The sequence below is a fragment of the Neobacillus sp. NPDC097160 genome, from assembly GCF_044762155.1.
Lineage (GTDB): Bacteria > Bacillota > Bacilli > Bacillales > Cytobacillaceae > Neobacillus.
Map to the genome: position 1 here is coordinate 215,053 of NZ_JBIWDU010000002.1, position 14,587 is coordinate 229,639.

The 14,587-nt window shown below is 38.9% G+C and carries 14 protein-coding genes; 7 read left to right on the forward strand and 7 right to left on the reverse strand.

Annotated features, from left to right (window positions below):
• The 3 genes from ACIQXV_RS03005 to ACIQXV_RS03015 all read right to left on the reverse strand — a co-directional run bounded on the left by ACIQXV_RS03005 (position 1) and on the right by ACIQXV_RS03015 (position 5,845).
• Entirely contained in the window at positions 1-2,244 is a 2,244-nt protein-coding gene (locus ACIQXV_RS03005; protein WP_402955843.1) for a sensor histidine kinase, read from the reverse strand.
• Positions 2,222-2,914 (reverse strand): response regulator transcription factor, encoded by a 693-nt coding sequence (locus tag ACIQXV_RS03010; protein ID WP_402955846.1) that lies wholly within the window; start codon positions 2,912-2,914, stop codon positions 2,222-2,224. Before ACIQXV_RS03010 ends, ACIQXV_RS03005 begins: the two co-directional genes overlap by 23 nt.
• A 174-nt stretch (positions 2,915-3,088) precedes the next feature.
• On the reverse strand, positions 3,089-5,845 hold the full coding sequence (locus ACIQXV_RS03015; protein ID WP_402955849.1) for a dynamin family protein: 2,757 nt from the start codon (positions 5,843-5,845) through the stop codon (positions 3,089-3,091).
• Positions 5,846-6,136: 291 nt separating this feature from the next.
• On the opposite strand from ACIQXV_RS03015, the gene ACIQXV_RS03020 reads away from it, so the two are divergent.
• Together ACIQXV_RS03020 and ACIQXV_RS03025 are read left to right on the forward strand one after the other, a co-directional pair.
• Positions 6,137-6,640: a hypothetical protein gene (locus ACIQXV_RS03020; RefSeq protein WP_402955852.1), complete on the forward strand. Its 504-nt coding sequence runs from the start codon at positions 6,137-6,139 to the stop codon at positions 6,638-6,640.
• Between the two features lie 12 nt (positions 6,641-6,652).
• A complete protein-coding gene (locus tag ACIQXV_RS03025; protein WP_402955855.1) occupies positions 6,653-6,913 on the forward strand; it encodes a zinc ribbon domain-containing protein in 261 nt (86 codons plus the stop codon).
• A gap of 211 nt (positions 6,914-7,124) precedes the next feature.
• Here the strand turns inward: ACIQXV_RS03025 and ACIQXV_RS03030 are convergent, their stop codons facing one another.
• From ACIQXV_RS03030 to ACIQXV_RS03045, 4 genes are all read right to left on the reverse strand, one after another.
• Positions 7,125-7,637 carry a DUF3267 domain-containing protein gene (locus ACIQXV_RS03030; RefSeq protein ID WP_402955858.1) on the reverse strand — a complete coding sequence of 171 codons (513 nt, stop codon included), beginning with the start codon at positions 7,635-7,637 and terminating at the stop codon, positions 7,125-7,127.
• 188 nt (positions 7,638-7,825) lie between these two features.
• Positions 7,826-8,548 (reverse strand): amino acid ABC transporter ATP-binding protein, encoded by a 723-nt coding sequence (locus ACIQXV_RS03035; RefSeq protein ID WP_402955861.1) that lies wholly within the window; start codon positions 8,546-8,548, stop codon positions 7,826-7,828.
• Entirely contained in the window at positions 8,545-9,201 is a 657-nt protein-coding gene (locus tag ACIQXV_RS03040) for an amino acid ABC transporter permease (RefSeq protein WP_402955864.1), read from the reverse strand. The genes ACIQXV_RS03035 and ACIQXV_RS03040 overlap by 4 nt, the downstream gene beginning before the upstream one ends.
• 97 nt (positions 9,202-9,298) lie before the next feature.
• Positions 9,299-10,096 (reverse strand): basic amino acid ABC transporter substrate-binding protein, encoded by a 798-nt coding sequence (locus ACIQXV_RS03045; RefSeq protein ID WP_402955866.1) that lies wholly within the window; start codon positions 10,094-10,096, stop codon positions 9,299-9,301.
• A gap of 346 nt (positions 10,097-10,442) precedes the next feature.
• Here ACIQXV_RS03045 and ACIQXV_RS03050 point away from each other — a divergent pair, with 346 nt between their 5' ends.
• The 5 genes from ACIQXV_RS03050 to ACIQXV_RS03070 all read left to right on the forward strand — a co-directional run bounded on the left by ACIQXV_RS03050 (position 10,443) and on the right by ACIQXV_RS03070 (position 14,467).
• Complete coding sequence (locus ACIQXV_RS03050) at positions 10,443-10,772, forward strand: hypothetical protein (RefSeq protein WP_402955869.1); 330 nt, start codon at positions 10,443-10,445, stop codon at positions 10,770-10,772.
• A 135-nt stretch (positions 10,773-10,907) separates the two neighbouring features.
• Positions 10,908-11,237: a MerR family transcriptional regulator gene (locus ACIQXV_RS03055; RefSeq protein ID WP_402955872.1), complete on the forward strand. Its 330-nt coding sequence runs from the start codon at positions 10,908-10,910 to the stop codon at positions 11,235-11,237.
• A gap of 186 nt (positions 11,238-11,423) precedes the next feature.
• Positions 11,424-12,686: an ammonium transporter gene (locus ACIQXV_RS03060; RefSeq protein ID WP_402955875.1), complete on the forward strand. Its 1,263-nt coding sequence runs from the start codon at positions 11,424-11,426 to the stop codon at positions 12,684-12,686.
• Between the two features lie 70 nt (positions 12,687-12,756).
• Positions 12,757-13,725, forward strand: a complete 969-nt coding sequence (locus ACIQXV_RS03065; protein WP_402955878.1) for a DUF294 nucleotidyltransferase-like domain-containing protein — start codon at positions 12,757-12,759, stop codon at positions 13,723-13,725.
• 19 nt (positions 13,726-13,744) lie between these two features.
• Positions 13,745-14,467, forward strand: a complete 723-nt coding sequence (locus ACIQXV_RS03070; protein WP_402955881.1) for an exonuclease domain-containing protein — start codon at positions 13,745-13,747, stop codon at positions 14,465-14,467.
• Positions 14,468-14,587 lie beyond the last annotated feature (120 nt).

Below are 14,587 nucleotides of genomic sequence, written 5' to 3' on the forward strand. Positions count from 1 at the left end.
TCACCCGTCCAGCAAATTTAAAGAAATTTTCACTTTAAACAAATCGCCATCCGTTTCAATCTCAAGTCTACCGTCATGGAGGTCGACAATCGATTGAGCAATGGCCAGTCCTAAGCCTGAGCCTTCCGTATGGCGCGATGTATCGCCGCGTTTAAACCGTTCAAATAGCTCATCACTATTTTCGTTTAGTTCATATTTCGAGACATTCTTAAAAGTGATTATAGCTAGGCCATCTAATGTCGATACCCCAATATAGACACGTGAGTGTTCTAAAGAATATTTAAGGATATTTCCTATTAAGTTATCAAAGACACGCCAAAGCTTTTGTCCATCAACAAACGAATAAACTGGCTTCTCAGGTTTTGTCACTCGAAACTGCAAATTGGATTCGTTAATGGTTTCGTCATATTCTGCCAGTGCTTGTTGTAACAGCTGTACGAGATCGACTTTGTCCTTTTTCAATTCCATATTTCCGCTTGCCATTTTTGATACCTCAAATAAATCATCTATTAGCACCTTTAAGCGCTTCGATTTCCGATCGATAATTTCTAGATAGGCAATCCGTTCATCACTCGATACATCTGCTGTTTTTAATAGCTCTGTATACGTAATGATAGAAGTTAGTGGTGTCCTCAGGTCATGGCTAACGTTCGTAATTAACTCGGTTTTAAGCCGTTCACTCTTTGCCTGCTCGTTTTGAGAGGTTCTTACCCCCTGCTTTAACAGATTAATATTGTCCGCAAGTTCTGCCAATACCGATTTTCCTGTCACCGGCAAGTTCTCTCCAAGCTTGCCCGCGGCCAGCTCATTCGTTTTTTTAACAATTCGGTTAAAATAACCCATTTTACTGACCAATACCATTACCATTGGAACCCCAATTACCGCTAGAAGGATTAGATAAAAAACAATAAAAATGGGATGGATGATAATCAAAATGGCAGCCAACCCCAGACCAAATACAATGGCTAACAGTATAAACAATTGCGTACCTGTAGTTTGGTTCAAAAAGGCTTCTGTTAAGCTTTTTCTTGATTTTTGAAAAAGCTCCCTCATTTTCCTATATGCCGTATGTAAAAGTGCCTTTTCCCATTGTTTTTTTACATTTGGCCAATCTTTAATTTCTGTCATAAGGTAATTCCACTGTATAAATATAAGGGCAGAAATAAACGCAGCTATAATCAACCCGATTACCATCTCTACACCTTTATAGGGATTATCGAATACGTAAATCATTTGATCGCTTACAACATATATACCGGTGAACGCTACAATAGCAGCTATACTAAAAAAAAGCATTCTTATATCAATAGGAATCTTGTAATAATAAGGCCGCCATTTTTCTGCTGCTGCAGGAATAGCTTTAGCCTTTTTTAGAAGAAGAATGCTTACAACAAAAGCAACAAGACCCGCCAAAGTATAAATCAATAAAAGCATTTGATTACGTTTATAATTTTCATATGCACTCATAATGAAATTGGTTGAGGATAACGATGCTGGTACAGCAATTTGTCCTTCAAATGCTCCGGCCGTTGTTGGAATAAAAGTATCCAATGGCTCTCCATTTAGTGGAACAACAAATGTTGCATCATCTTTTGTAACTTTCGTATTTGTTACAAATAACGTGTTGTACTCACTAAAATCCTTTTTGATTGCTTTCTCATCTGTATTTTTTAGATTTGTATAGACCTTACCGGTTTCGATATTTTTAACATTATAACGAAAGGCTTCTTTGTACTCCAGATACATCGACCGATAGTTTTCTCTTTTTTTATAGTAATCTTCTAATCGTTTTTCTTTTTCTTTTATTACTTTCGGCTCAACATACTCATCACTTTTAAAGTTCTTGGTAATATCCTCGATTTTTGCGTCCCTTTCGGATGTGAAAGCATCCACAGCCTCTTGGTTACCTTCACCCGTTACTGTCTGAATCTTTTCTTCATACTGTGCTTTTATGTTATTGATTTGATCTGTCAGATTTCCATATCGATAACGGTGCTCAATAATATCGTCCTTTGTAACCTTTATTTCTTTCTTTGCTTCCTCAATTGGCATATTGTACAGCTCAAACGTACTTAAATACCCTTTGAATTCATCAAGTTGCATTTGGAACTCAGGGGTGTGGAAATAGTCACGATGGAGGAAATTGCTTCCATGGATAAAAAATGCTAGGATTCCGTCTAAACCAAAAGTAAACAGGAATGCGGTGATAGCGACGGTAATTCTATTTCTCCATTTTGTAGCCAATCCCCCACACCACCTTCAAGTATCTTGGATTTTTCGCATCTATTTCAATTTTTTCACGGATTTTTCTTATGTGAACGGCGACAGTATTTTCAGCGTTATAGCAAGGTTCGTTCCAAACACGTTCATAGATTTCATTGATGGAGAACACCCTTCCGGCATTTGTCATCAGTAGTTCGACAATTTTGTATTCAATTGGTGTCAGTTTCACCGGCTCGCCATGTACCGTCACTTCTTTTGCTTCTTGATCAAGTGTGAGACCATTTAAGTTAATCACCTTTTTTACCCCTTCAAAGGTACCAAACGTGACATACCTCCTTAGCTGAGATTTCACTCGGGCAACGAGTTCCATCGGATTAAACGGCTTAGTTACATAGTCATCGGCTCCCACCTGCAGCCCTAATATCTTATCGGTATCCTCACTTTTTGCGCTCAAAATTATAATCGGTATGTTTTTCTTCTCACGAATTTTATATGTAGCAGAAATCCCGTCCAGCCGAGGCATCATTATATCTAAAATTATCAAATGGATCTGGTGTTCATTTAAAATCTCTATTGCTTCTATCCCATCCTTGGCCTTTAACACGGTGATTCCTTCATTTTTTAAATAAATCTCTATCGCATCACGGATTTCCTTTTCATCATCGACAACCAGCACAAAATATTGATCCATATTCACCCAACTCTCTCACTTCTCTATCATTATCTTAATAGTAAACGGAAAATCTTAACATTCATTTATGATAAATCTTAAAAATTTCTTAATATTTCATAAGAAGCACGCTTTCTTTTCTTGTGGACTTTTCTACTAAAAAAGGAAGATGCCCGTTTGGACATCTTCCTTCTTTTAGTAGATTGTTTGCATTCCTTTTCCGGCCACTGTCATCCATTCGAATTGACGAAGTCTTACTTCAAACAGTGTCAATGGATCACGGAACATTTCTGGGTTGGTATTCATATTATTAAGCATTTCTTGATTTGTCTGTATTCCGGAACGAGCCTCTTCGACAGAACGGTTTAACACAGTTAATGAACTCCTGAAAAAATATGTGATGTCCCGCTCCAGCGATTTTTCAAATAGCTCAAACGGCTGGAAAAATTGCTTATTGACTGCTGCAATGGCATCGGAATAATCTTCATTCTCCACAAAGGATTTGTATTTGTTATATAGGAGCGCCTTGTTTTGTGATATTGCTCCAAACAGTTTTCCGGCGCTTTTTAATAAAAATTGTGATGGTGTACGGCGGAGCAGAATATTAACGTTTTCAAGCTGAAAGCCGCTCGTCATCCGGTCAGTGTCACGAAGCCAATCATCGAGCACCTTAAAATCACATTCGAGCTTGATACGCTCTTCCCCATACATATGATTAAAGCCTTCACCCATCTCATTAAAAAATTCTTGGCTTTGCTCGAATTCCTCTTTGCAATGTTCAATCCAATCCTGCAGTGAGCTGTAAAATTTCGGCATGACCTTTTCTTCCAAGTAATCTTGAATTCTTCGATTCATTTCATCATTGAGCTCTAAGTGAATTTTACTGAAATTGCTATCTTCCTTGATTAAGGAAGAACACTCCTGAAGCATTTTCGAAACGTTTTCTGAAATATCCGTTTCAATCGTTCGTTTGATGGCTCGATAGGATTTCGTGATTGTCTTGGTCTTTTGTACTTCCGTATCTTTCAACTGGTTTACCGCTCCATTTAATTTCATTAACATTTCTTCATTCCAGCGCACTGATTCAACCAGCTGATTTTCTACATCAATCCGTTTTTGCAGCAGGCTGGCAATCGTGGTACGGATAAAATACAGCAGCTTCGCCAGACGCTTATCCTCAATATTTCTTGTATTCCTTATCGAGCGAATAAATTCTGTTAATTCCTTCAGCTGCTGACCATTATCGTATTGTGAAGAAAAAGCAAACACTCTTGCATCTGGCAAATAAGAATGAATCATTGACCTCGTTTCGTCAAAGATACGAATAGCTTCCTGCTCACCGACAATCGTATCCATTTTACTTAACAGAAAATGAACCGGAATATCAGGTGCTAATTCCTGGATTTGCTTAATGGCCGCTTGTTCCTTTTCGGTAAACGGGGCATTCGCATCAAGAACAAATAGGACAGAATCAGCAACTTGCAAATTTTTCAACACTTCATAGCGATCATAATGAAGGGTCCCCTTTAACCCAGGAGTATCAATGAGTGCCACCCTGCTTTCCTGTAAAAATGCACTTGGCAGCTTAAATTCAATCACTGATTCCAGTGCATTACGGCGGCGATCCATTCGTTCTTGAAAATCAGAAAAGTCAGGTAAGCTAGTGATCTCTCTATCCGTTATTTCAGTAATTTCTAATGAAGGAGCATGTGTAAACATTACCATCGATGATGTCGGACTATCCTGTAAATCTTCTCCTAAAACACTATTCACAAAAGTGGATTTTCCTGTTCCGCTTAATCCGGTAATAAAAAGATGCTGCGTTTCAAAATCAACTAATTGATCGACAAGCCATTTGATGCGATTATTCTCACCCATATCATGTACCCCGGCCCAACTCATAATGGAATCAAAAAGTGAAAGGCACTCGTCAAGTTCATCCATATCTGTTTCTGTCATGCTGATCATTTTTTCCGCATCACTGACGATTGACGTACTTATGCTTGCCGGAAAAAGCTCATTCCATGAAAGGACAGCAGCTGAGGATAAAACTACATTTGCATGATCCGCCAACCTGAGCCAATTTGTTAACAAATCGGGAATAAAATCCTGAAGTACTTTAATGAAGTATCTTCCTTCAATTAATTCAAAATACGCCTCTTTATGAAGCCTTGAAAGCTCCGTCCAGTTTTCATCCCGGTTGATTTCAAGGTTTAATAATAGATGGTTGATTTCACTTAACCATGTAAAATAGGATTCTTCATTCTTGTAGCTATCCCACAACGACGAAATGAGCTGCTCAAATTTCTTTTTGTCCAGACTAAACAGAAGAATTAAGACCTGGGAAAAATAACTCGGAGCATGGCTTTTGGTGACACCTTTTTGAACATACGCGTTTAGTATATCAAACCATTCCAGCGAATCCGTGCGCTTTGCTTCGGTTACGGCCAATTCAACGGCATTCTCCCAATCTTGCTGATCCTCAAAAAAGGTACGTGCGATTTCAGTGACATTCGGATAATCCGGATTAGCAACGATTGTCTTTTTAATCGTCGAAACAGCAGCATCTACCTTCCCGCGCTCAATATATAGCGAAAATAACTGTAAGGCCACCTCCGTGTTTAATGTGGAATTATCAGTATCAATCGCAGTATAAATATCCTCAGCCGTTGAAAGCAGTCCAAGCTCGTAGTAGGCATCTGCGGTATTTTTCTTGGCCCACGGCTCAAGCTCGTTAATGATGTTTTCCCATTTAAAAATGGCTGTTTCAAAATCTTTATGATGAAAATATACTTCCCCCTGCGCAAAGCGGATAGAAGATAAATCAGGCAGATCCTGTTTTGCCTCCTCCTGAAACGCCTCGCCAAGAACGCGAATTGGATGTATATCTTCTTGCTCATTAATGAACATTTTATAATAGGTCTTTTGTATCAGTTGCTTCTCTAACGTCATTTTCTTTCCCCCCAATTGCAAACACTCTATGTCATTCATATGGAAAAGAGTCATAATTATTCCATATACTATTCGACGTATATACGGATTTTAAGTCTCAATTATATCGATTCTAACAAAGCTTTTTTTAAAATAGATGTCAGTTGTGTTTCAATTTAAAGACAAACGATATGAGGCGTACCCATTTTCCTTTTCGGGCAACGAAACGAACATTCATTAACAACGAAAACTTCCATTCTTCCCTACAGGCAAAGTATAATGAAACCAAACCCCTTAAGGAGATTAGTGATTTTGGAAAAGGATCAGGCTATTTATTTAGCAAATCATATTGAAAAATCAAAACCTGTCTCGTATGAGATAAGGAAACTAGAAACGGTTGGCGGCACCTTGCCTAAGTTTCATCAATGGACGAACGGCAAGAAAACGTTAGCCGCTTATGAAGTCAACCGTCCGGAAAGTGACACGGGCTATTACTTTTTATTCATTGATTGGCACCGTAATGACAATTATTATTTAGTCATCTATGCACATGATCGGTCGACGACCTGCGCGGAGATCCGGCAAATTCAAGAGCTTGACGATGGGCCGCATCTTGTCTGGGCATACAAACCATTTAAAAGAGATGGGAAAAATGATCAACGAAAGGCCTATTTTAAGCAAATGTTTGGTTCGACTGCAGTTCAGATCAAACTCCCATCCACACCACTTGAAGTGGAGGGATTTTTCACGCAATTGTTTAAGCTTTGTCAAAACCGAATTAGAGCGGACAAAATTGTAGATGTTTTTGATTTTTAAGGAGTGAAATAAATGACAAACTATAAAAACTGTCAAAGCTGTGGAATGCCTTTAGCAAAGGATGAACTAGGCGGGGGGACGGAAAAGAACGGTACAAAAAGTACTATGTATTGCAGCCACTGCTATATGAATGGAGAATTCACTCTACCAAATATTACAGTGGAGGAAATGAAAGAAAGAGTAAAACAAAAAATTGTTGAATTCGGTATGCCAAAGTTTATCGCTGGCTTGTTTACAAAAAATATTCCAAAGCTAGAAAGATGGAAAAGATGACAATTAATCGTGTCGTCTTTTTTTCTTTTTCCAAAAGATGCGGGACACGTAACATAATTTTCGCCCAAGCATATTTTTAGTAAAAGGCTTCTGAAGGATCAGATTGAAAAACAAGCACGAAGAATGGCAGATACCTTTTCAGACGGAATCATTAAGAAATTCCCAAATCGATTTTAAAAAACGAATGAATTCTCATCCGTTTTTTTTTTGTTTATTCAACGCCCATTTTCCAGTAGGTTCTTGTGCCGTTATTCCTAATTATTGCATCTTTCGGAACTTGAACGAATACCAAGAAAAAGCCAAGGATATCAACGGACGCACCAAGTGCATTAAACAAAATAAAAACTAGTATTTTTCCTTTTAATAATCCGGAGATAGATAGAATAAGAGGGAACAAAATAGACAGAAACAAAAAAGGCGCCACAGATATGAACATGAACCTCACTTTTGTTATTATTTGTTCTGTATGCACAAACGCTCCAAAAAAAGTTAGCCCAATAATGATATCCTTTGACTTCATAAAGTTAGGAATAAAGATTAAATGGAAAAATTCATGGACGATTAATACTAACACCATCGCAAATATAACACCTAAATCAATCGTTACGATGATTGAATCTCCAGAAAAAAATGAAATTAGTTGCAGCAAATAATCGGAAAAGTAGTAAATGATTCCCATCGGAATAAGGGCATTGATAATCATAAAAGGTAAGGAGAGTAACATAGCACCGGTCAGGCTCTTCGGCTCTTTTAGCGGCTTCCATCCCTCTTTCATTAATACGGAATGTGTTTGGTCATTAAATTTCGGTAGTTTAGTCGTAAATTTAATAGGATCAGCCCCTTTTTAAATGGAAAACTCACCCATTCATCATACCAAAAACAGGGAGCTGCTGTAAGCCCCCCTTTACATACTTATAGTACCTTACTCAAAAATGCCTTTGTTCGTTCTTCTTTCGGATGATCAAATAACTCACTTGGGACGTTTTCTTCAACAATTAAACCGCCATCCATAAAAATAACCCGGTCGCCTACTTCTTTGGCAAAGCCCATTTCGTGTGTCACCACGACCATCGTCATTCCCTCTTTGGCAAGCTGTTTCATTACTTCTAAAACCTCGCCGACCATTTCCGGGTCAAGCGCGGAGGTTGGTTCATCAAACAGCATGATTTTCGGCTCCATCGCTAAGGCCCTTGCGATTGCGACACGCTGCTTTTGCCCGCCGGATAATGAGTCAGGATAGGCTTCCGCCTTATCAGCCAAGCCTACCTTTTTCAAAAGCTCCAACCCTTTTGCCCTCGCTTTTTCTGAAGGGACATTCCTTACCTTCATCGGCGCGAGCATAATATTTTCGATGACTTTTTTATGTGGAAAAAGATTAAACTGCTGGAATACCATTCCCACTTCAGTACGAATTTTATTGATATCCGTTTTTTTATCTGTTATGTCGATTCCTTCTATAAGGACATGACCACCGGTAATCGTTTCGAGCATATTGATGCAGCGAAGAAACGTTGATTTTCCCGAGCCGGAAGGACCAATCACAACAACGACCTCTTGCGGATTAACGGACACATTGATATCCTTTAGAACTTCATTGGTACCAAAGGATTTTTTTAAACTTTTCACTTCAATCATTCTGTCGCCAGCCTCCTTTCAATGCGGTTTAACAGGAAGTTCAGGGTAAGAGTTAATACAAGGTAAATAACTGCTGCTGTGAGATATGGCTCCCACGGACGCATATATTGACCCTGCATTGCTCGCCCCCAGTACATCAGTTCCGGAGCGGCGATTAGTGCTGCGAGCGATGAATCTTTAATTAAGACAATAAATTCATTACCAAGTGGTGGTATCATTCTTTTAATCGCTTGTGGCAAAATAACAAATCTCATGGCTTGTCCATGTGTCATGCCGAGTGAACGTGCTGCCTCCATTTGCCCTTTATCAATCGATTGAATCCCGGCACGGAATATTTCCGCCACATAGGCTGCCGAATTTAAGGAAAGGGCTAAAATCGCTGCCACGATCGCATTAGTCGTTCCTAAAAATGCCGGAACTACCGCGAAATGAATCAATAAGATTTGCACCATTAACGGTGTGCCGCGAAAAACGTTGATGTACCAGTTAAATGGCAGGGCCCACAGTTTATTACGCATCATTTTTCCTAAACCTATAAATAAACCTAGTACGGAACCGATTATAATACTTGCGAGCGAAAGGCCAACGGTTATCAATGTTCCCTGTAGAAATAAGGGAGCATATTCCGCAATAAGATCCCACCTAAAATCCATGATTGAACCCCCTGACTAGTGTGTATTTTGCTATGTAGTAAAATCTAATCAAAAATTGCGTAACTGATATAGAAAACTAGTTACGCAATTTTATCCCCTATTGTTGGTCTTTTAATAGTTTAATATCTGGCTTAGTCTTAAACCATTTCTCATAAAGTTTTTCGTAGGTTCCATTTTCTAACACTTTGTTCACTGCCTTGTCGAGGTCTGCTTTTAACTTGCTTCCCTTCGGTAACAAAAGACCATAGAATTCTTTTTCAAACGCTCCATCGTCTTCGATGAATTCAAAATTATCATTAGGATTATTTTTTATATAGGTTTCAACTACCGTGTTATCCGCAACAACGGCATCTACGCCGCCTTTTTTCAACTCTAAGATTGCTAGATTGTTATTCTCAAACTTTTTAAGTTTATCGTTATTCTCACCAAAAAGTTTTTCAACAGCTTCCTGTCCTGTCGTTCCATTTTGTACAGCAATCCTTTTGCCCGCTAAATCTTTGGCACTCTTAATCGAGCTTCCTTTTGGAACTAAGATTTCATTTTTAGATAAAAAATATGGGACTGTAAAATCATAGCTTTGCTTCCGTTTGTCCGTGATCGTAATCGAAGAAACGGCTAAATCTGCTGTCTTCTTTTCAATTTCAACAAAGATGGGATCCCAGCCAACATGCTCAACCTTCACGCCATAGCCAGCTTCTTTTATGACCGCCTTAACGAAATCAATATCAAACCCAACAACTTCCCCTTTATCCTGGTACTCAAATGGTGCGTAAGCGGCATCGGTAACCACTCTTAGCGTCTTCTTTTCTCCACCTGTTTTACTAGTTCCGCAGGCTGATAAAAGTAAGAGAAATGCTACCATCAATACTGTTGATACTAACTTTAATTTCTTCATTTTTGACCTCCTATTATTTTCTTATGAAAGTAATTTATTAAAAAATTGATAATATTTTGAATATATCTAATTATATCTTTTTTTGTTTTATTATTCAATATTATATTTTTTTACTATATTAATACGTTAATTGATTAATGTGAAAATAGTATCTTATAAATATTTATTTTTTATATCATACGTCAGTCCCATTCAGGATATTCAGACTTTTTACATATCTATCATTTTTCCCTTTCAAAACTATTTAATGAATGAGTTTTTCATTTGATCTTTAGGCATTCGCCGTTACCCACCTAAAATGGCCACATAATCTATAGGGTACTATCACATAAGGAGAGATGCCCAGATGAATCCCTATGGCTATTATCAATTACCACAAATGCAAGTTGAATACCATTCGTATGTTCCAGCAGAGCAAGTATATTCCCAACCAGAGCAATACCAGTCCAATGCACCAGTAGAGCAAAATTATTATCATGTTCCACTAGACCAATACGATCCCAACAGGCAGCCGCAACAACTCGAACGTCGAGTCAATCAGCTTGAAAGGCAAAATGAGCGGCAAGAACGAGAAATCAACCAACTGCAGCGCCGGCTCCAACGCGTCAATCAACGGCTCAGAGCGGTGGAAAATCGTTTCCACCTCCCATTTACACCATTTGATGGGGAATATTAACGGAACACTTAGAACCGGACTTATGTGAGTCCGGTTCTCTTTTTTATAAATCTATGTTAGAAAATCTAACATAAATGATTGAAAAATCTAAAATATCTAATACACTATACTAAAAGTAAAATGTGGTGATCTTGGATGGGAAAAGATTTGTCTTATAAAGATAAGAAGGTCATAACAATTGGAATTGTCAAGGAACTCACCGGTCTATCGGAAAGACAAATCCGTTATTATGAAGAACGGAAACTGATTTTCCCTGAAAGGTCTGCAGGAGGAAGTCGTAAGTATTCTTTTTCTGATGTAGAATTATTGATGGATATTGCCAACAAAATTGAGGATGGAATTCAGACTCACGAAATCAGGAAACAAATGCTGAAGGAACAAAAGAAACAAAGTCAGGATGAAATCCGTCGTAAAATGATCCAAGGACAGATTAATGCACAGTTCGGATTACGGAAAAATGAATAAGCTGCTTTTACAACCTCATCCACGTTTTTAGGAATGAGGCTTTTTTGTCCTCCTATTTCAACCTGCCACCTCAAAAACCATGTTAGATAACCTTACAAAATTATAGATACTTCCTCCCAATTCATGTAAAAATACAACTACACAAAATGTTATAAAAGTTAACACAACTATAAAGGAGGAGAAAAATTGAATACTATATTTTTAATGAACAGTCTATGGGTTATGGTAGGTGCAGTGCTTGTCATCTTAATGATTGGAGGCTTCATTCTTCTTGAAACAGGATCAACTAGAATGAAGAATGCTGGGCATATTGCTGGAAAAACAATCCTTACGTTCGGAATTAGCTCCATCATGTTTTGGGCAGTAGGATACGGCTTAATTTTCGGCAAAGGGAATCCTTTAATCGGGTTCTCCGATTTCTTATATTCAGGCTATGAAATTGATGGATTACCATTATCAGGGTCAGTCTTCTTCTTATTCCAATTAGCATTTGCAGGTATTTCCTTAACGATTGCCTTTGGTGGGTTTGCTGAACGGGCTAAATTAAGTGCCTACCTCGTATTTGCAGTCCTCTTCTCAGCAATTGTTTATCCACCTATTGCACACTGGATCTGGGGCGGCGGCTGGTTAGCAGAGCACGGAAAACAAGACTTCGCGGGTTCAACAGTGGTTCATTTAACAGGTGCCATGGCTGCGCTGGCGGCGACTATTCTCTTAAAGCCGCGAATGGGAAAGTTTAATAAAGACGGCTCGGCCAACAACCTAGCTGGTCATAACCAGGTTTTTACCGCTTTGAGTGTATTGCTTTTATGGGTAGGCTGGTTTGGCTTCAACGCTGGCAGCACTTTATCGGTTGACAAGGCTTTCTTTGGGTTTGTTGCTATTAATACGAACCTCGCAGCCGCAGCTGGAACAATCGCTGCGATGATTATTTCTTGGATAGTATTAGGCAAAGCCGATGTACCGATGATGTTAAACGGCGCCTTGGCAGGTTTGGTTGCCATTACTGCTTCCTGCGCCTTCGTTGATACTTGGGCGGCTGTCTTAATTGGATTTATCGCCGGAATTTTAGTTTTCTACAGCATGCGCTTTTTTGAAAAAGTGAAAATTGATGATCCAATTGCAGCCCTTTCCGTACACGGTACAGCGGGTGTATGGGGGACATTATCAACTGGGTTGTTTGCTACAAAAGAATTAGCGACAGTCGGTCAGCCTGGATTATTTTATGGTGGCGGCTTCCATCAACTGGGTGTTCAAGCATTGGGTGTCATTACCTGTGCGGCTTTCGCATTTATTGTTTCCTTCTTCCTTCTCGCAGTAATGAAAAAAGCAATGAATGGATTACGTGTGACAGAAGAGGAAGAAATCATTGGTCTTGATATGAGCGAGCACGGCAGCTATGGCTACCCTGAATTGGTGAAGGCTGAGCAAAAGGTTAAAGCTCAATAATGGTCGTAGCCAATCACATATTATGCGGGATTGGACTACTTTTGATTTTTATACAGAGGAGGTGGTAATAGTGACTGATAATCCTTACTTAGCGGCTGCGGAATATCGCACTGCCCATATGGAAGAAGCAGCTCGTAATCACTTTAAGTTGAACGAGTTGCATGATGCAATTATGAATCAAGTAATGAAAATATCTATTAATCAACTATCCATTCGATATGGCCCCCCGCCGTCGCCCTTCTCTATTTTTGCAATGGGAAGCGCTGGACGGCAGGAACAGTCGGTTTGGAGTGACCAAGATCACGGAATCATCTATCACGATCAAAACAATGATGCCAAGTCCTATTTTTTAGCATTAGGAAAAGAAATTTCTCAAGGGCTTCATATTGCTGGATATCCCTATTGTGACGGCGGAGTGATGGCAAGTAATCCCTTCTGGTGTAAATCGATAGATGAATGGCAGCTGCAAATAACGAATTGGCTGTCTGAGTCCACGTGGGAATCTACTCGGTATCTATTAATTTTTCTGGATGGAAGGTCCATCCTTGGTGAGAGCGAATATGTAGAAAGCTTAAAAACACATCTCTTTCAAACGGCGAATATCGAACGCCTCCTGTCCAAATCTTTACGTAATACCCTCCATATTAAAAAGGGGATCAACGTATTGGGCCAGCTATTAACGGAAACACACGGACCACATTCGGGATCATTACATATAAAAGAAATCGCCATTCTCCCATATGTAAATGCTCTGCGCCTTTTAGCTATAAAAGAAAGAGTAACGGAGACACCTACCCTTTCTCGATTTGAAAAACTATCAGCTGCCTGGTTCCCTGGACATGACAAACAATTATTTCAAGAGCAATTTTTAAAACTGTTAAACTACCGTTTATTGTTTGGGGATCTCACAAACTATGATTCCGGTCATTATTTGGTTGTTAACCGGCTCACGAAGCAGCAAACGAAAGAAGTAAAAGAAATCATCAAAAATGGTTATGCCCTTTTTCACAATGTTAGAAGGTTACTAGAAAAGAAATAGTTCAAGGGGGATGGGTAAGATGATGCAATTTTTCCGGCAAATATCAGGAAAACTAAACTCAAACATATTAGCTGGTTTACTAGGGCCATCATCTACTCCGCAGCAAATGGCTTTTCTAAGGGAACTTCAAAGGGAAATGAAACAAACAAACAGCATGGAAACCCCGCTTAATGAATTGAAAGTTACCGTATTCGATCTAGAAACAACAGGATTTTATCCAGATAAGGGTGATCAAATCATCTCAATTGGCGCAATAAAAATGAAGGGGAGTCAAATCAAGGAGCGGGAAACATTTTATTCTCTGGTAAAATCAGACCTCCCTCTTTCAAATGAAATATCAGCATTAACCAATATTCAAGATTCGGAATTACGCAATGCACTACCTGCATCGGAGGTACTCATGAATTTTTTCAAGTTTGTAAAAAGTGATATTCTTGTGGCACACCACTCAAAGCATGAGCAGTCTTTTATGCAAAAAACAGCACAGGAAGCATTCCGAACGAAATTTAACCATCGAATAATCGATACCTCATTTTTAATCCGCTTATCAGGTTTATCCATGAAAGCAGCATCACTTGAAGACGTTTGCTATGAATGCGGGATTGAAATAGAGAATCGGCACCATGCCTTAGGCGATGCGATCATGACCGCAAAAATTTGGAAGCACTATTTACAACTCGCTCAAAGGAATGGATTCCAATATTTACAGGAAGTATATGAATTTCTCGCTAAAAATGACTAGAAAATACTATTTTAGCCTATAAATATTTTAATTTTTTCAGCCAGTAAATGATGAAACTTTCCAACACTTCCATCTTACTAACTACTGAATTTTCCTCGTTTCTTCCCCACAATACTTTCA

Bases quoted from the DNA above. Each gene is read 5' to 3' on its own strand.
- ACIQXV_RS03010 (WP_402955846.1), bottom strand. From the start codon at position 2,914: ATGGATCAATATTTTGTGCTGGTTGTCGATGATGAAAAGGAAATCCGT.
- ACIQXV_RS03015 (WP_402955849.1), bottom strand. From the start codon at position 5,845: ATGACGTTAGAGAAGCAACTGATACAAAAGACCTATTATAAAATGTTC.
- ACIQXV_RS03025 (WP_402955855.1), top strand. From the start codon at position 6,653: ATGACAAACTATAAAAACTGTCAAAGCTGTGGAATGCCTTTAGCAAAG.
- ACIQXV_RS03030 (WP_402955858.1), bottom strand. From the start codon at position 7,637: ATGTTACTCTCCTTACCTTTTATGATTATCAATGCCCTTATTCCGATG.
- ACIQXV_RS03035 (WP_402955861.1), bottom strand. From the start codon at position 8,548: ATGATTGAAGTGAAAAGTTTAAAAAAATCCTTTGGTACCAATGAAGTT.
- ACIQXV_RS03040 (WP_402955864.1), bottom strand. From the start codon at position 9,201: ATGGATTTTAGGTGGGATCTTATTGCGGAATATGCTCCCTTATTTCTA.
- ACIQXV_RS03045 (WP_402955866.1), bottom strand. From the start codon at position 10,096: ATGAAGAAATTAAAGTTAGTATCAACAGTATTGATGGTAGCATTTCTC.
- ACIQXV_RS03050 (WP_402955869.1), top strand. From the start codon at position 10,443: ATGAATCCCTATGGCTATTATCAATTACCACAAATGCAAGTTGAATAC.
- ACIQXV_RS03055 (WP_402955872.1), top strand. From the start codon at position 10,908: ATGGGAAAAGATTTGTCTTATAAAGATAAGAAGGTCATAACAATTGGA.
- ACIQXV_RS03070 (WP_402955881.1), top strand. From the start codon at position 13,745: ATGATGCAATTTTTCCGGCAAATATCAGGAAAACTAAACTCAAACATA.